The 14132-nt window shown below is 20.5% G+C and carries 13 protein-coding genes and 1 tRNA gene; 8 read left to right on the top strand and 6 right to left on the bottom strand.

Translation table 11 applies throughout. From position 1 onward, the window contains the following. Positions 1-64: 64 nt before the first annotated feature. Positions 65-385, bottom strand: coding sequence for a BolA/IbaG family iron-sulfur metabolism protein (locus AB4W51_RS02065; protein WP_367676476.1), 321 nt, complete (start codon positions 383-385; stop codon positions 65-67). Positions 386-918: 533 nt separating this feature from the next. Here AB4W51_RS02065 and cyoA point away from each other — a divergent pair. The 5 genes from cyoA to cyoE all read left to right on the top strand — a co-directional run bounded on the left by cyoA (position 919) and on the right by cyoE (position 5646). Continuing rightward, on the top strand, positions 919-1773 hold the full coding sequence (gene cyoA, locus AB4W51_RS02060; RefSeq protein ID WP_367676475.1) for a ubiquinol oxidase subunit II: 855 nt from the start codon (positions 919-921) through the stop codon (positions 1771-1773). Between the two features lie 97 nt (positions 1774-1870). Next, positions 1871-3823, top strand: a complete 1953-nt coding sequence (cyoB, locus tag AB4W51_RS02055; RefSeq protein ID WP_367676474.1) for a cytochrome o ubiquinol oxidase subunit I — start codon at positions 1871-1873, stop codon at positions 3821-3823. A gap of 22 nt (positions 3824-3845) precedes the next feature. After that, positions 3846-4445 carry a cytochrome o ubiquinol oxidase subunit III gene (gene cyoC, locus AB4W51_RS02050; RefSeq protein WP_367676473.1) on the top strand — a complete coding sequence of 200 codons (600 nt, stop codon included), beginning with the start codon at positions 3846-3848 and terminating at the stop codon, positions 4443-4445. Then, positions 4445-4780, top strand: a complete 336-nt coding sequence (locus tag AB4W51_RS02045) for a cytochrome C oxidase subunit IV family protein (protein WP_367676472.1) — start codon at positions 4445-4447, stop codon at positions 4778-4780. Before cyoC ends, AB4W51_RS02045 begins: the two co-directional genes overlap by 1 nt. 11 nt (positions 4781-4791) lie before the next feature. Then, complete coding sequence (cyoE, locus tag AB4W51_RS02040) at positions 4792-5646, top strand: heme o synthase (RefSeq protein ID WP_367676471.1); 855 nt, start codon at positions 4792-4794, stop codon at positions 5644-5646. A gap of 70 nt (positions 5647-5716) precedes the next feature. Here the strand turns inward: cyoE and AB4W51_RS02035 are convergent, their stop codons facing one another. Beyond that, positions 5717-6049 carry a TusE/DsrC/DsvC family sulfur relay protein gene (locus tag AB4W51_RS02035; RefSeq protein ID WP_367676470.1) on the bottom strand — a complete coding sequence of 111 codons (333 nt, stop codon included), beginning with the start codon at positions 6047-6049 and terminating at the stop codon, positions 5717-5719. Positions 6050-6300: 251 nt separating this feature from the next. On the opposite strand from AB4W51_RS02035, the gene AB4W51_RS02030 reads away from it, so the two are divergent. Further along, a complete protein-coding gene (locus tag AB4W51_RS02030) occupies positions 6301-7491 on the top strand; it encodes an MFS transporter (RefSeq protein WP_367676469.1) in 1191 nt (396 codons plus the stop codon). A gap of 291 nt (positions 7492-7782) precedes the next feature. Here AB4W51_RS02030 and nusB read toward each other — a convergent pair whose 3' ends face one another. The 3 genes from nusB to ribE all read right to left on the bottom strand — a co-directional run bounded on the left by nusB (position 7783) and on the right by ribE (position 10372). Then, entirely contained in the window at positions 7783-8223 is a 441-nt protein-coding gene (gene nusB, locus AB4W51_RS02025; protein WP_367676468.1) for a transcription antitermination factor NusB, read from the bottom strand. A gap of 102 nt (positions 8224-8325) precedes the next feature. Next, a complete protein-coding gene (ribD, locus tag AB4W51_RS02020; RefSeq protein ID WP_367676467.1) occupies positions 8326-9438 on the bottom strand; it encodes a bifunctional diaminohydroxyphosphoribosylaminopyrimidine deaminase/5-amino-6-(5-phosphoribosylamino)uracil reductase RibD in 1113 nt (370 codons plus the stop codon). Positions 9439-9901: 463 nt separating this feature from the next. Beyond that, entirely contained in the window at positions 9902-10372 is a 471-nt protein-coding gene (ribE, locus tag AB4W51_RS02015) for a 6,7-dimethyl-8-ribityllumazine synthase (protein ID WP_367676466.1), read from the bottom strand. A gap of 249 nt (positions 10373-10621) precedes the next feature. On the opposite strand from ribE, the gene AB4W51_RS02010 reads away from it, so the two are divergent. Both AB4W51_RS02010 and argA read left to right on the top strand, forming a co-directional pair. Next, positions 10622-10698, top strand: a tRNA-Met gene (locus AB4W51_RS02010). 215 nt (positions 10699-10913) lie between these two features. Beyond that, entirely contained in the window at positions 10914-12245 is a 1332-nt protein-coding gene (gene argA, locus AB4W51_RS02005; RefSeq protein WP_367676465.1) for an amino-acid N-acetyltransferase, read from the top strand. A 60-nt stretch (positions 12246-12305) separates the two neighbouring features. Here argA and recD read toward each other — a convergent pair whose 3' ends face one another. Then, on the bottom strand, positions 12306-14090 hold the full coding sequence (recD, locus tag AB4W51_RS02000; protein ID WP_367676830.1) for an exodeoxyribonuclease V subunit alpha: 1785 nt from the start codon (positions 14088-14090) through the stop codon (positions 12306-12308). Between the last annotated feature and the right edge of the window lie 42 nt (positions 14091-14132).

The following is a 14132-nucleotide window of genomic DNA, read 5'->3' as shown; positions in this document are numbered from 1 at the left end:
TTTTATTAATTGTTTTTTTGATTGATATTATTACGTAATAATATCAATCAAAAAAACAATTTTATTATGATTTTTTTTGTATACATATTGTATTATATATCATATTTTTATTAATTTTTTCCCATTCTTGTTGAGTATATGTATATAGTGAAATACTATAAATATATGGTTGAATATTTTTATGAATAATATTTTGTATTGTTCGATGTCTGTTTAATAATGATTGTTTTAAAAATGATTGACTTACAATAATAATTGTTAAATGTGTAATTAATATATTTTTATTTTTTTTTTGATGTTGATCACTATGATTCAATATTTTAATTAAGTTAGTTTTTATTGTATCTTTAATTAATTTTTTAATTTTTATTTCAATAATATTCATAGTTGCGTATCTTTCTTGTTATAATAAATTTATTTTTTATTTATATTTGTGTTTTTTATAAAATATGACCAAAATATATATATCTTGAAATAAAATGATTTAAATATATAGATCTTTAATTATTAATAATTTTTGAATCTATATATTGATTTTTGATTGAGAATATAATTTTTTATATTAAACCATATTTTTATTATATTGTTAATAAATATAGTTTTAATGATAGATTATTGACAGTTATTATTAATTTCAATTATTTTATATTTTTTAAATATAATAATATTTATTAATATTTTTCATTTTAATAAATTATTTTGACATTTAAATATTATAATAAAATATATTTTATTTATTAATTTTTGTTTAAAATTTTTGATGATATTTTATTATAACAATTATTGTATATATAAATTAATTGAATAAACAACTAAAATAAAAATATGATTAAAAATTTTATATAATTTTTTCATATTAACAATTTATTAAATTCTTGATACAAAAATCTTACATAATTTTCCTTATTGAGGTGTAACATGGATTTTATAAAAAAAAATCATGTTTTTAAAAAAGTTATGTTAATAATTATAACTATATGTTTAAGTGGTTTCTCCAATGGAATATTAAATCCTCAAGGAGATATAGCAAAAAAACAATATCATTTAATATTATTATCTTTAGGAATGATGTCATGTGTAGTAATACCAGTAATTATTATGACATTTTATTTTGTATGGAAATACAGAGAATCTAATGTTAATTCTATATATTTACCAAATTGGAATTATTCAAAGAAAATAGAATTTTTTATTTGGAGTTTGCCTGTTTTTATTATTTTTATTTTATCTTTGGTCTCATGGCATTCCACACATGCTTTAGAACCAAGTAAATCAATTATATCAATTCATCATCCAATAAAAATTGAAGTAGTAGCATTAGATTGGAAATGGTTATTTATTTATCCAGATTATAAAATTGCTACAATTAATAAAATTGTATTTCCTGTTAACACTCCTATAAAATTTAATATTACTTCTTATTCTGTTATGAATTCATTTTTTATTCCTTCTTTAGGAAGTCAAATTTATGCAATGAAAGGTATGCAAAGTAAATTGAATTTAATTTCTGATCATCCAGGACAGTATAAGGGGATATCAGCTAATTATAGTGGTGAAGGTTTTTCTGGTATGAAATTTTCAGTAATCGTTGCTGATAATTATAATATTTTTTATCAATGGATCAAAACAGTTAAAAATTCTACAGTAAAAATAAGTACTATTAATGATTTTAAAAGACTTTTAGTTCCTGATAAAAATCATAAAACTGAATATTTTTCTTATATTATGCCGAATTTATTTATAAAAATTTTAAAAAATATAGATTTAATATAATTATTTAAAATTTTCTATAAAATTTTTATAAAAATTTACAAAATTATTTTTATAAAAATCAATTTATAAAAATATAGTCTATCATAAGGAAATCATTATGTTTGGAAAATTAACATTATCAGCTATTCCTTATAATGAACCAATTATTATGTTTACATATTTAGGTATTATTTTTTTCACATTATTCATCATTTCTATTATTACTTATTTTCAAAAATGGCAATATTTATGGTTAGAATGGTTTACTTCTGTGGATCATAAAAGAATAGCTGTAATGTATTTTATCGTTTCTTTTATTATGTTTTTTAGAGGATTTATTGATGCTATCATGATGAGAGCACAACAATTTTTATCATCTTCAGGGCATGCTGGTTTTTTACCTGCACATCATTATGATCAAATTTTTACAGCTCATGGTGTTATTATGATTTTTTTTGTAGCAATGCCATTAGTGGTTGGTTTGATGAATTTAGTAATTCCATTACAAATAGGTGCTCGTGATGTAGCTTTTCCATTTTTAAACAATTTAAGTTTTTGGTTAACTGTAACGGGAGTTGTCTTAATCAATTTATCTTTAGGTATTGGAGAGTTTGCTAAAACAGGGTGGTTAGCTTACCCACCGTTGTCAGGGATTAAATATAGTTCAGGGGTAGGTGTAGACTATTGGATTTGGAGTTTACAGTTAGCAGGAATTGGTACAACATTGACTGGTATTAATTTTATAGTAACAATTTTAAAGATGAGAACAATTGGGATGGATTTGTTTAAAATGCCAATTTTTTCTTGGACAGCATTATGTACAAATATTTTAATATTAATTTCATTTCCAGTTTTAACACTAACTCTTTTTTTATTAACACTAGATCGTTATTTAGACTTTCATTTTTTTACATTTGAAAATGGAGGAAATATGATGATGTATGTGAATTTAATTTGGATTTGGGGACATCCTGAAGTATATATTTTAATATTGCCTGTTTTTGGTGTTTTTTCTGAAGTAGTGGCTACTTTTTCTAAAAAATCTTTATTTGGGTATGTATCTTTAGTTTGGGCTACAATATCAATTACTATTTTGTCTTTTATGGTTTGGTTGCATCATTTTTTTACTATGGGTGCTGGTGCTAATGTAAATGCTTTTTTTGGTATTGCTACTATGATTATTGCTGTCCCAACAGGAGTAAAGATATTTAATTGGTTATTTACGATGTATCAAGGTCGTGTAAGAATGCATTCTTCAATGCTATGGGCTATTGGTTTTATTATTACTTTTTCTATTGGAGGAATGACAGGTGTATTATTATCATTACCAAGTGTAGATTTTGTACTTCATAATAGTTTATTTTTAGTTGCTCATTTTCATAATGTAATTATTGGTGGTGTTGTTTTTGGTTGTTTTTCTGGAATAACATATTGGTTTCCAAAAATATCTGGTTTTATGCTTAATGAATTATGGGGAAAACGAGCATTTTGGTTTTGGATTATTGGTTTTTTATTTGCTTTTATACCATTGTATATATTAGGTTTAATGGGTATGACTCGTAGGTTAAGTCAGAATATAGATAGTGAGTTTCATTTTTTATTATCAATTGCTGCTTTTGGAGTATTCATTATTTTGATTGGAATTATATGTCAATGTATACAATTTTATGTTTCATTACGTGATAGAAAAAAATATGTTGATAATACAGGAGATCCTTGGAATGCTAGAACTTTAGAATGGTCGACTTCATCTCCACCTCCTTTATATAATTTTGCAGTATTACCAATTGTTTTTTCTAGAGATGATTTTTGGAGAGTTAAATCTTCTAAACAACAATTAAAAAATATTATTTATCAAGATATTTATATGCCTAAAAATAATAATATTGGTTTTATAATTGGTGTTTTAGCTATTTTTTTTGGTTTTTCTGCTATTTGGCATATTTGGTGGTTATTAATTTTATCATTATTATTAATAATATATTTTGTTATCTTAAATAGTTTTAATCAAAAACATGATTATTTTATTTCATCAAAACAAATAGAATTAATAGAAAAATCAAAATTATAAATAATAGGACAAAAAAATCAATATGCAATTTTTAAATAAAAATAATAGTTTGAATAGTAATTATGTTGTCAATAAAAAAATATTATTAGGTTTTTGGTTGTATTTAATGAGTGATTGTATTATTTTTTCAACGATGTTTGCTGTTTATGCAGTATTGTTAAATGATTTAGATTACAACATTTATGGAATGATCATCATAAATTTACCATTGGTGTTAGCAGAAACTTTTGTTTTATTATTTAGTTCGTTTTTTTTTGGTATGGCTGTTATTAGTTTTTTAGAATCTAAAAAAAAAATAATTTATTTTTGGTTGTCTAACACTTTTTTGTTTGGTTTATGTTTTGTTAGTATTGAAATATATGAATTTTGTAAATTATTATCTAAAAATTATGGACCTCAGAGAAGTGGTTTTTTGTCTGCTTATTTTACTTTAATTGGATTACATGCAATACATATTATAATAGGATTAATATGGATTATAGTGATTTTATTACAATTAAAAAAAATAGGTTTAAATAATGTCATGTATACTAGAATGAAATGTTTGGGTTTATTTTGGCATTTTTTAGATATTATATGGATTTTTTTATTTACTTTTGTATATTTATTTGGAGTTTGTTAATGAATTTTAAAAAAAATAATTATTCTTTACAATTAATTAATGATTTAAAAAAATTTTATTGTATAGGATTATTATTATCAATGATTTTTACTTTAATTCCATTTTATTTAGTAACAAAATATCATTTATCAAAAATAATAATAATCAGTATTATTTTAATATTTTGTTTTTTGCAAATTTTAGTTCATTTTCGATATTTTTTTAATTTTAATACAATTGATTATGACATTTGGAGCATAGTTTTTATTATTTTTACTATTATAGTTATATTAATTATTATTTCTGGTTCTATCTGGATTATGTATAATTTAAATCATCATTTGATGATTCATTAAAATTATATTATATGTCATATTATATTCAGTTAATAAAGCCAGGTATTATTATTGGTAATTTATTTTCTATGATTGGTGGTTTTTTTTTAGCTTCTAAAGGCAATATTAATTATTCTTTATTATTTTTAACAATTTTAGGATTATCATTAGTAATAGCGGCAAGTTGTATTATTAATAACATTATAGATCGCGATATTGATCAGTATATGAATCGTACTAAAAATAGATTATTAGTTATCAAGCCTCATTTTTTATATTTAGCTAAAATTTATTCAATATTATTAGGTTTTTTTGGTTTTTTAATTTTTTATTTTTTTTTAAATTTTCTTGTTTTTATAGAAGTTGTGATTGCATTTATATTTTATGTATTATTTTATACTAAATATACTAAAAGAAGTACTTTTAATTCAATTTTTATAGGAAGTATTGCAGGAGCTATGCCATTAGTCATTGGTTATTGTGTTGTTTCTAAAGTATTAGATTTATGTTCTTTTATTTTATTTTTTATTTCTTTTATATGGCAAATTCCACATTTTTATTCAATTGGTATTCGCTATATAAAAGATTATCAAAAAGCTAAAATTCCAATTTTTTCATTAAAAAAAGGAATTATTGTTACTAAAAAACATATTAGTATTTATATTTTATTGTTTTTATTTAGTTCTTCTTTATTAACTGTTTTTGGATATACTGGTAGATTATATTTTTTCAGTAATCTTTTTTTAAATCTTATATGGTTTTATTTTTCTTTATTAATTTTTCCGAAATCTATTTATTATTTATTTATATCAAAAATATTATTTTTTTTTTCTATTGTTGTAATAATTAATTTAAGTATTATGATTTCAATTAATTATATTAATTAAACTTTTAACAAATATTTTTAATAGAAATATTTTTTAAAAAATTTAATAATTGGTATTAAAAATATTTTTTTTATAAACAATGATATGGTTTAGGAATTCCGGCAATTTTACTAGCTTGATATGCTGGTCCTTTTGGAAATAATTTATATAAATATATACTGGTAATTTTCTTTTCTTTATTGGTGTTTTGTATTGTTTTGAATAACATTCTCATAGATGGTGTAGTTTGATATTTAAAGTAAAAATTTCTAATAAAGTATATTATTTCCCAGTGTTCAAAAGTTAGCTGAATAGATTCTTGTTCAGCTATTTTTTCTGCAATTTTTATATTCCATTCTTGATGATTGTATAGATAACCTTCTTGATCTATTTGAATATTAGAATTTTTTAAAAAATATTTCATTTTTTATCTTTTTATTAATAAAAACTCAATAAAAATTGAATTTATTAGATTAATTTGTTTATATATATATATATTAAAAAAAATTATTTTAAAAATTATTATTTTAATTTAAATATTTTTAAATATTTTTTATAAAATAAATTAATATATTTTTTATAAATCATATATTATTATATTTTTATTAAATTTTTTTAATATATTTTGAATGTTTAAGAATATATTAATAATAAAAATATTATAACAGGTTTTTTATGAATAAAAATAAAGTAGCAATACATAAATTATATATTATTGTTATATTATATATGATTTTTGCTTTAAGAATATTTTCAATGTTCATGATACTTCCAGTTATATTTATTACTGGATTAAATTTGGAACATGCTAATACGTTTTTGATAGGTATTGCAGTAGGTATATATGGATTATTTCAAGCTTTATTTCAAATTCCATTAGGTATTTTATCTGATTTTATAGGACGAAAATTAGTTATTATATTGTGTTTGTTTTTGTTTTTATTAGGTAGTCTTTGTGCAGCTATGAGTAATTCTATTGAGCAATTTATTTTTAGTCGTTTTTTACAAGGATTAGGTGCTATTTCTTCAACAATTATGGCATATTTATCAGAAATCACTGAAGAAAAAAATAGAACACAAGTAATATTTTTTTTAGGTATATTTTTAGGTTTTTCTTTTGCTTTATCAATTATCTTAGGACCATTTATTTTAAATCATTATGGTTTTCGAAAATTATTTTTTTTTATTTCAATATTAATTATTTTTTTTATATTAATTGTTTTGTTATTTTTTCCTTCAACTTTAAATTTAAATATTAAAAAAATCATATTAAGAAAAAATATTTTTGATTCTATTAAAAGTAATTTAAATTTTGATACATACATTTTATTTTTTAGCATTTTTTGTTTGCATTTTATATTAATGTTTAATTTTATTATTTTCCCTAAGAAATTATTATTGCTTGGTATAGTTTTATCTGATCATTGGAAAATCTATTTTTTAACTATTTTGATTTCTTTTTTATTAATTATTTTTATGATTCATTATTTAGAAAAGAAATTTTCTAAAATATTTTTATTGTTTTCATTCATTTTTTTATTAACAATATCTGAATTGATTTTTTTATTTTCTTATAATAGTATTATTTTGTTATTTTTATCTATACAATTTTTTTTTATAGCATTTGTTTTTTTAGAATCTTTTATTCCTTCTACTTTAAGTAAAATTATTTCTAGTCAGTCTAAAGGTTTAATTATGGGTATATATTCTACAAGTCAGTTTATTGGTTCAGCTATAGGAGGAGGAATTGGTGGTTGGGTATTATATCTTTATGGTCTGAATATGATTTTATACATTATTATCGGATTATGTTTTTTATGGTTAATCTTAATTTTTACATATTGTATAAAAAATTATTTAATATAATAACTATTTTAAAATTAATTTTTTTAACTTATATTCATGAATAATTTTTTATTTATTTTTAACAATAGCATTTTAATTTTTTATCTATCAAGAAATATTAATTTTATGTTAAATTTATATTTTGATTTCAAAATGAATTAAATTATTTAAAATAAATTATTTTTTATATTCATTCCTATATAGTATATTTTATAAAAAATTTTTTATTGGTATTTAAAAAATTTTTTTAATATGAATGAATTATATTGATATATTTTTTAAAAACAATTTTGATATATTAATATATTTTTATTATAAAATTTTTGTTTTTGAATTATTAAAATTAGATCTAATTTTAATTGCTGCCTTATCTAGAACACCATTAATAAATTTATGACTATCTTTAGATCCAAAAATTTTGGCTAATTCAATACTTTCATTAATAGATACTTTATAAGGAATATCTTTTCTTTTTAATAATTCATAAAAAGCAATCCTAAGTATAGTTTTTTCAATTGGATCTAGTTGATTGGGTGTTCTTGATAGATATGGTTCAATTGTATTATCTATATATTTATAATCTGTTGATACACCTGTAATCAAATTATTAAAATATTCTAAATCAACATTATTCATATTTTGATCTTCTAAAAATTGCGATGCAATTTTTTTGATACTATTTCCTGAAGTTTGCCAAGCGTATAATGCTTGTATAGCTTTTTCACGTGCTTTTCTACGGAATAATGGTTTCATGTTTTTCCTGATATATTAAAAATCAATATTAATAATTTTTTTACAAAAATAGATGATTATATAAAATATATAATATTTTTATAAATAAATAAATCAATATTTTTATTTTACAATAAAATTTTTATTTTTTCTTAAAATAATACGAATATCTGTATTAAATTGATCTATTTTATGAAATAAAAATTGTGTTGTTTGATTGATTTTTAAAAATTTTTTAAAAATAAACATGGGTTTTGCTGTTTGACCTAGTAATTTTGGCGACATGTATAAAATTAATTCATCAATTAAATTTTTTTCTATTAATGATCCTGATAAAGAAGAACCTGCTTCTATCCAAACAGAATTAATTTCATTTTTTCCTATTAATAATAATAATTTTAATAAATCAATTTTTTTCTTAATTTGACATGAAATTATTTGTTTTACATGATTTGGCCATTGTTGATTATCTTTTTTGATTCTAATTAACCATATTTTATTTTTTGACATTTTTATTGTTGGATGATTTGGTTGAATTTTATTTTTACTATCTATAATAATACGAATGGGTTGATTAATAATTTCCATTTCTTTGTTTTCATTAATATTTTTGTATCTTACATTTAGTAATGGATTATCATTTATAATAGTTTTACTACTGCTTAAAATAACTTGATTTTGAGATCGAAATTTATGTACGTCTTTTCTTGAAGTATGAGATGTAATCCATTTACTTTCTCCATTATTTAATGCAATTCTTCCATCAAGAGAAACACCTAACTTTAATTGTGTCCAGGGTAATCCTGTTTTCATTCTTTTAAAAAAATTTTTATTAATTTCTTTTGCTTCTTTTTCCATAATTCCATAATTAATAATAATTCCATTTTTTTTTAAAAAATCTATTCCTTTTCCTGATACTTTTGGATTTGGATCAATAGTAGCAATTACAATTCTTTGAATACCAGAAGTTAATAACTTTTGACAACATGGTGGAGTTTTTCCATAATGATTACATGGTTCTAATGTTACATATGCTGTGGATCCGAATGTATTTTCTTTTGCCATATTTATAGCAATAATTTCTGCATGTAAATCACCAGGTTTTTTATGCCATCCCATTCCTATTATTTTTTTGTTTTTTACAATAATACATCCTACGTTTGGATTAGGAGCAGTCGTTAATTTTCCTTTTTCAGCTAATTTGAGTGCTTCTTTCATATAAAAAATATCATTCATAATTATCTCTTTTGTAAAAATATTAATAATCTTAATATATTACTTTAAAATAATACAATGTATTATTTTTTTTTATTTAAAAAATTATTTTTATATTAAAAATATTTTATATATATGAATTATTTAGTCCTAATTATACATCGATGTTGAAATATAAAAATTAAAAAATTTTTTCATATATTTTTTGACATTAATTTAAATATTATTTTTTTTAAAATGAAATAATTTATTATATTGAATAAAAAGATAATTAATATATTTAATATTAATATCTGTAATCAAAAAATTTATTATTACTAATTTTAAAAAAGTTTTTTAAATATTTAAAATGAAAGATAAATTATTTTTTTTTATATATTGATTATTAAAATAATCTGTATGATTGATATAAAAATATAATTATTGTGTAGTGATGATACACATGAAATAATATTTTGATGACAAATATTTTATAATTATTATGTTATTGTTTAATTATTTTTATAAGATTAATCATTTCTAATGCACATAGTGCTGCTTCATAGCCTTTATTTCCCATTTTTGTCCCAGCTCTTTCAATGGCTTGTTCAATAGTATTGGTAATTAATATTCCATATGTAATAGGAATAACATTTTCAATGCTAATTTTCATTAAACCATTTGTGATTGCTTTTGCAATATATTCAAAATGTGATGTATTTCCTTTTATAATAGTACCTAAAGTAATTATTGCACTATAATTATTAGTATCAGCTATATTTTTAGCAATGATTGGTATTTCGTATGATCCAGGTACTTGAAATATTTTTATTTTATCTTTTTTTATTTTGCCTATTCTATGTAATGTATCAATTGCAGCAGATAGTAAATTTTTATTAATAAAATCATTAAATCTAGATATAATTATAGCAATAGATTCATTATTAACTGTAATTCCTGCTTGTATAATTTTCATTTGATCTCTTTTTTTTAAAATTAATATTAGAGAATATATATTAATATATATTTTAATTCATTAAATTTGTTTTTTAAAAAATATATATTTACTATATTACTATTTTTTATTATAAATATATACACATATATTTTTATAATGGATGACAAAAATAGTAATTTAAATGCATCATTATTTAATTTTTCAATAAAAATGATTTAAATATAAAATATTTATTGCATTAATAAATATTATATAGTATATATATATTGCGGGGTGGAGCAGTATGGTAGCTCGTCGGGCTCATAACCCGAAGGTCGGTGGTTCAAATCCGCCCCCCGCAACCAAATTTAAAAATATTAAAAAATAATATCTCTTTTCAATTTTTCTTCATTTTTAATAAATAACAGTCCATAAAATTATTTCTTTTAATCGTTCATAATAATTTATAAAATTATATTTAATTTTTAATATGAATTTAAATAATATTAAAAAATTATTTTTAATTTATTTTTATTTCATAGATACGTATTTGTTTTAAATTGTAAATATAGGTATTTTTATGAAAAATAGAAGTACAGAATTAGTAAATGGTTTTCGACATATAGTTCCATATATTAATGCTCATAGAGGAAAAATATTTGTAATTATGTTAGGAGGAGAAGTCATTAACCATGAAAATTTTACAGAAATTATAAATGATATTGGATTGTTGCATAGTTTAGGTATTAATTTAATTGTTGTTTATGGTGCTTTACCACAAATTAACGCTAATTTATCTCAATTTAATATGAAATCAGTATATCATAAATATACACGTGTGACTGATATTGATACTCTGAAATGTATTAAACAAGAAGCAGGTAGATTACAATTAGAAATTACAGCTAGATTATCTATGAGTCTTAGCAATACTCCTTTGCAAGGTGCTCGTATTAATGTTGTTAGTGGTAATTTTATAATTGCTCAACCATTGGGTATTGATAATGGTGTTGATTATTGTCATAGTGGTCGTGTAAGAAGAATTGATAAAAAAACTATATTTAGTCAATTAAAAAATCGTTCGATTGTCTTAATTGGTCCAATAGCATCATCAGTGACAGGGGAAAGTTTTAATTTAACTTCTGAAGAAATTGCGACACAATTAGCCATACAATTGCAAGCAGAAAAAATGATTGGTTTTTGTAGTGAACAAGGGGTTTTAGATAAAAATAATGTTATTATTTCTGAATTATTTCCTAATGAAGTCATAAAAATATTAGAATTATTAAAAAAAAAACAAGATTTTTTTTCTAGTACAGTAAAGTTTTTACGTGGTTCAATCGAAGCTTGTAAACAAGGGGTTCGACGTAGTCATTTAATTAGTTATAAAACTAATGGTGCTTTAGTACAAGAATTATTTTCAAGAGATGGTATTGGAACGCAAATTGTGATGGAATCTACCGAACAGGTAAGGTTAGCTACTATACATGATATTAGAGGTATTGTAGATTTAATTCGTCCTTTAGAAAAACAAGGTATTTTAGTTCGTCGTTCAAGAAAACAATTAGAAATTGAAATTAATAAATTTACTATTATTAAACAGGATAATTTAACGATTGGTTGTGCTGCATTATATCCTTTTATGGAAGATAAAATTGGAGAAATGGCATGTTTAGTTGTTCATCCAGATTATAGAAGTTCTTCTAGAGGAGATATTTTACTTAAAAAAATAATATATCGTGCTCAAATATTAGGTTTAATAAAAATTTTTGTTTTAACTATTCAAAGTATTCATTGGTTTCAAGAAAGAGGTTTTATTCCAATTGATTTAAATTTATTACCAGAAAGTAAGAAAAAAATGTACAATTATCAAAGAAAATCTAAAATATTAATGTTAGATATTATAAATTAATTTTAATTTTAAATTATTTAAAATTTTTTAATTTTTAAATAATTTAAAATTTTTTGAATATTATGATTGATATTTTAATATATTATTAGAAATTTGAGAAAAACGTTTCGTTTTTTGTTTCATGGTTTGTAATAATATTTTTTTTTCAGAATATATGATTAATGTTTTTTTAGATCTAGTAATTCCAGTATAGAGTAATTCTTTTGTTAATAATAAATTCATAATATTAGGTAAAATTAATGCAGTATGTAGGAATTCTGAACCTTGGGACTTATGTATTGTCATAGCCCAGGCTGTTTCATATTCTGGCAGAATATTTATTGGTATTTTTTTAATTTTATCATTGTTTGACAAAAAACATGCTTCTAAATTGTTATGATTATAGAGCATAATACCAATATCTCCATTTAATAATCCTAACATTTTATTATTTTTAGTAATGATAATAGGTTTTCCTAAGTAATCTATATAATTATTTTTAATTTTATATTGAATAAATCCTTCTTTTTGCATTTTTTTTTCTATGTTTTTATTGATATCTTCAATTCCAAATATACCATGACGTATTGCACCTATTAATCTATATTCATAAAAAGTTTTAATTATTTTTTTAATTGGTTCCTGATTAAAAATTTTTTCCCAATAAATAGAATATTGTTTAATAATATTGTTTAACATATATATATATTTTTTTTGAGAATTAATTGTATATATTTTGACATTTTTAAAATAATTATTTTTTATTTTTAAAAATATTTTTTGATCTTGATTCATTAAAGATAGTGATAATTTATGAATTCCAGAATTATTGTTAAATCTATAATTTTTTTTTAGAATACAAACATGATCATTAATAAAATTAGAATTTTTATTATTTTTTATATTATAATTAGTGATTAAATTTAATAAATTTGAAATTTTATTAAATTTATTTTGAGCAAAACAACAAATATCTTTTAAAATTGTCCCATTTCCTATTGCTGGTAATTGATTTATATCTCCAAAAAAAATTACTTGTGCGTTTTTTGGTAATGCTTGAATTATTTTTTCCATGATAAATAAATCAATCATAGAGCTTTCATCAATAATTAAAGTATCAACATCTATTGTGTTTTTTTTATGAAATTTTACACGATTACAATCAGATTTAATTCCTATTAATTTATGAATGGTTGTAGCTGTATAGATTAAATTTTTAGTATTGTTTTTTAATGAATGTTGCAATAATGTATTGTTTAATGATTGCGTTAAATGAGAAGCGGCTTGACCTGTGGTAGCAGCTAGTTTTATTTTAATTGGTTTTAAATTTATTTTATTTAATGCTATAATAATTTTAGCAATAATAGTAGTTTTTCCTGTACCAGGTCCTCCAATAATAAATAATTTTTTTTGCATCATTGCCATAGCAACAGCTATTTTTTGAAAATTTTTTTTATCACCTTGAAATAAATTGTTTAATATTTTTTTATATTGGATAGGATTTTGAATATATATATTATTTTTTTGATACAAAAAATTTAATATTGATTGTTCGGCTTTCCAAGTATTATATAAATATAAACAATTATTATATAAAATTAATGGTTTTATTATAAATTCATTACCAATAGTATCACTTTTTAAAAAAATTTCATGCCATAACTTTTCAGGTCCAATTAAATTAGATATTTTATTTTTTAATAATAAAACATGTTCTAAATTAAGAATATTTTTTTTAAGAATTTTAATTGGTAAACAAATATGACCATTTCCAATTGCATAACTTGTTAATGCTGCAGCCAGTATAATTAAATTATGTTGTTTTTGTCCAATATATAATGCAAAATATAGATCAATAGATCTAATTTTTTTTTTTTAAAAGTCAATATTAATATATTTTTTATATTC

This window comes from Buchnera aphidicola (Eriosoma grossulariae), assembly GCF_964059045.1.
GTDB classification, from domain to species: Bacteria; Pseudomonadota; Gammaproteobacteria; order Enterobacterales; family Enterobacteriaceae; genus Buchnera_D; species Buchnera_D aphidicola_A.
This window is presented reverse-complemented; position numbering and strand designations above follow the sequence as displayed.

Bases quoted from the DNA above. Each gene is read 5' to 3' on its own strand.
- AB4W51_RS02065 (WP_367676476.1), bottom strand. From the start codon at position 385: ATGAATATTATTGAAATAAAAATTAAAAAATTAATTAAAGATACAATA.
- cyoA (WP_367676475.1), top strand. From the start codon at position 919: ATGGATTTTATAAAAAAAAATCATGTTTTTAAAAAAGTTATGTTAATA.
- cyoB (WP_367676474.1), top strand. From the start codon at position 1,871: ATGTTTGGAAAATTAACATTATCAGCTATTCCTTATAATGAACCAATT.
- cyoC (WP_367676473.1), top strand. From the start codon at position 3,846: ATGCAATTTTTAAATAAAAATAATAGTTTGAATAGTAATTATGTTGTC.
- AB4W51_RS02045 (WP_367676472.1), top strand. From the start codon at position 4,445: ATGAATTTTAAAAAAAATAATTATTCTTTACAATTAATTAATGATTTA.
- cyoE (WP_367676471.1), top strand. From the start codon at position 4,792: ATGTCATATTATATTCAGTTAATAAAGCCAGGTATTATTATTGGTAAT.
- AB4W51_RS02035 (WP_367676470.1), bottom strand. From the start codon at position 6,049: ATGAAATATTTTTTAAAAAATTCTAATATTCAAATAGATCAAGAAGGT.
- AB4W51_RS02030 (WP_367676469.1), top strand. From the start codon at position 6,301: ATGAATAAAAATAAAGTAGCAATACATAAATTATATATTATTGTTATA.
- nusB (WP_367676468.1), bottom strand. From the start codon at position 8,223: ATGAAACCATTATTCCGTAGAAAAGCACGTGAAAAAGCTATACAAGCA.
- ribD (WP_367676467.1), bottom strand. From the start codon at position 9,438: ATGAATGATATTTTTTATATGAAAGAAGCACTCAAATTAGCTGAAAAA.
- ribE (WP_367676466.1), bottom strand. From the start codon at position 10,372: ATGAAAATTATACAAGCAGGAATTACAGTTAATAATGAATCTATTGCT.
- argA (WP_367676465.1), top strand. From the start codon at position 10,914: ATGAAAAATAGAAGTACAGAATTAGTAAATGGTTTTCGACATATAGTT.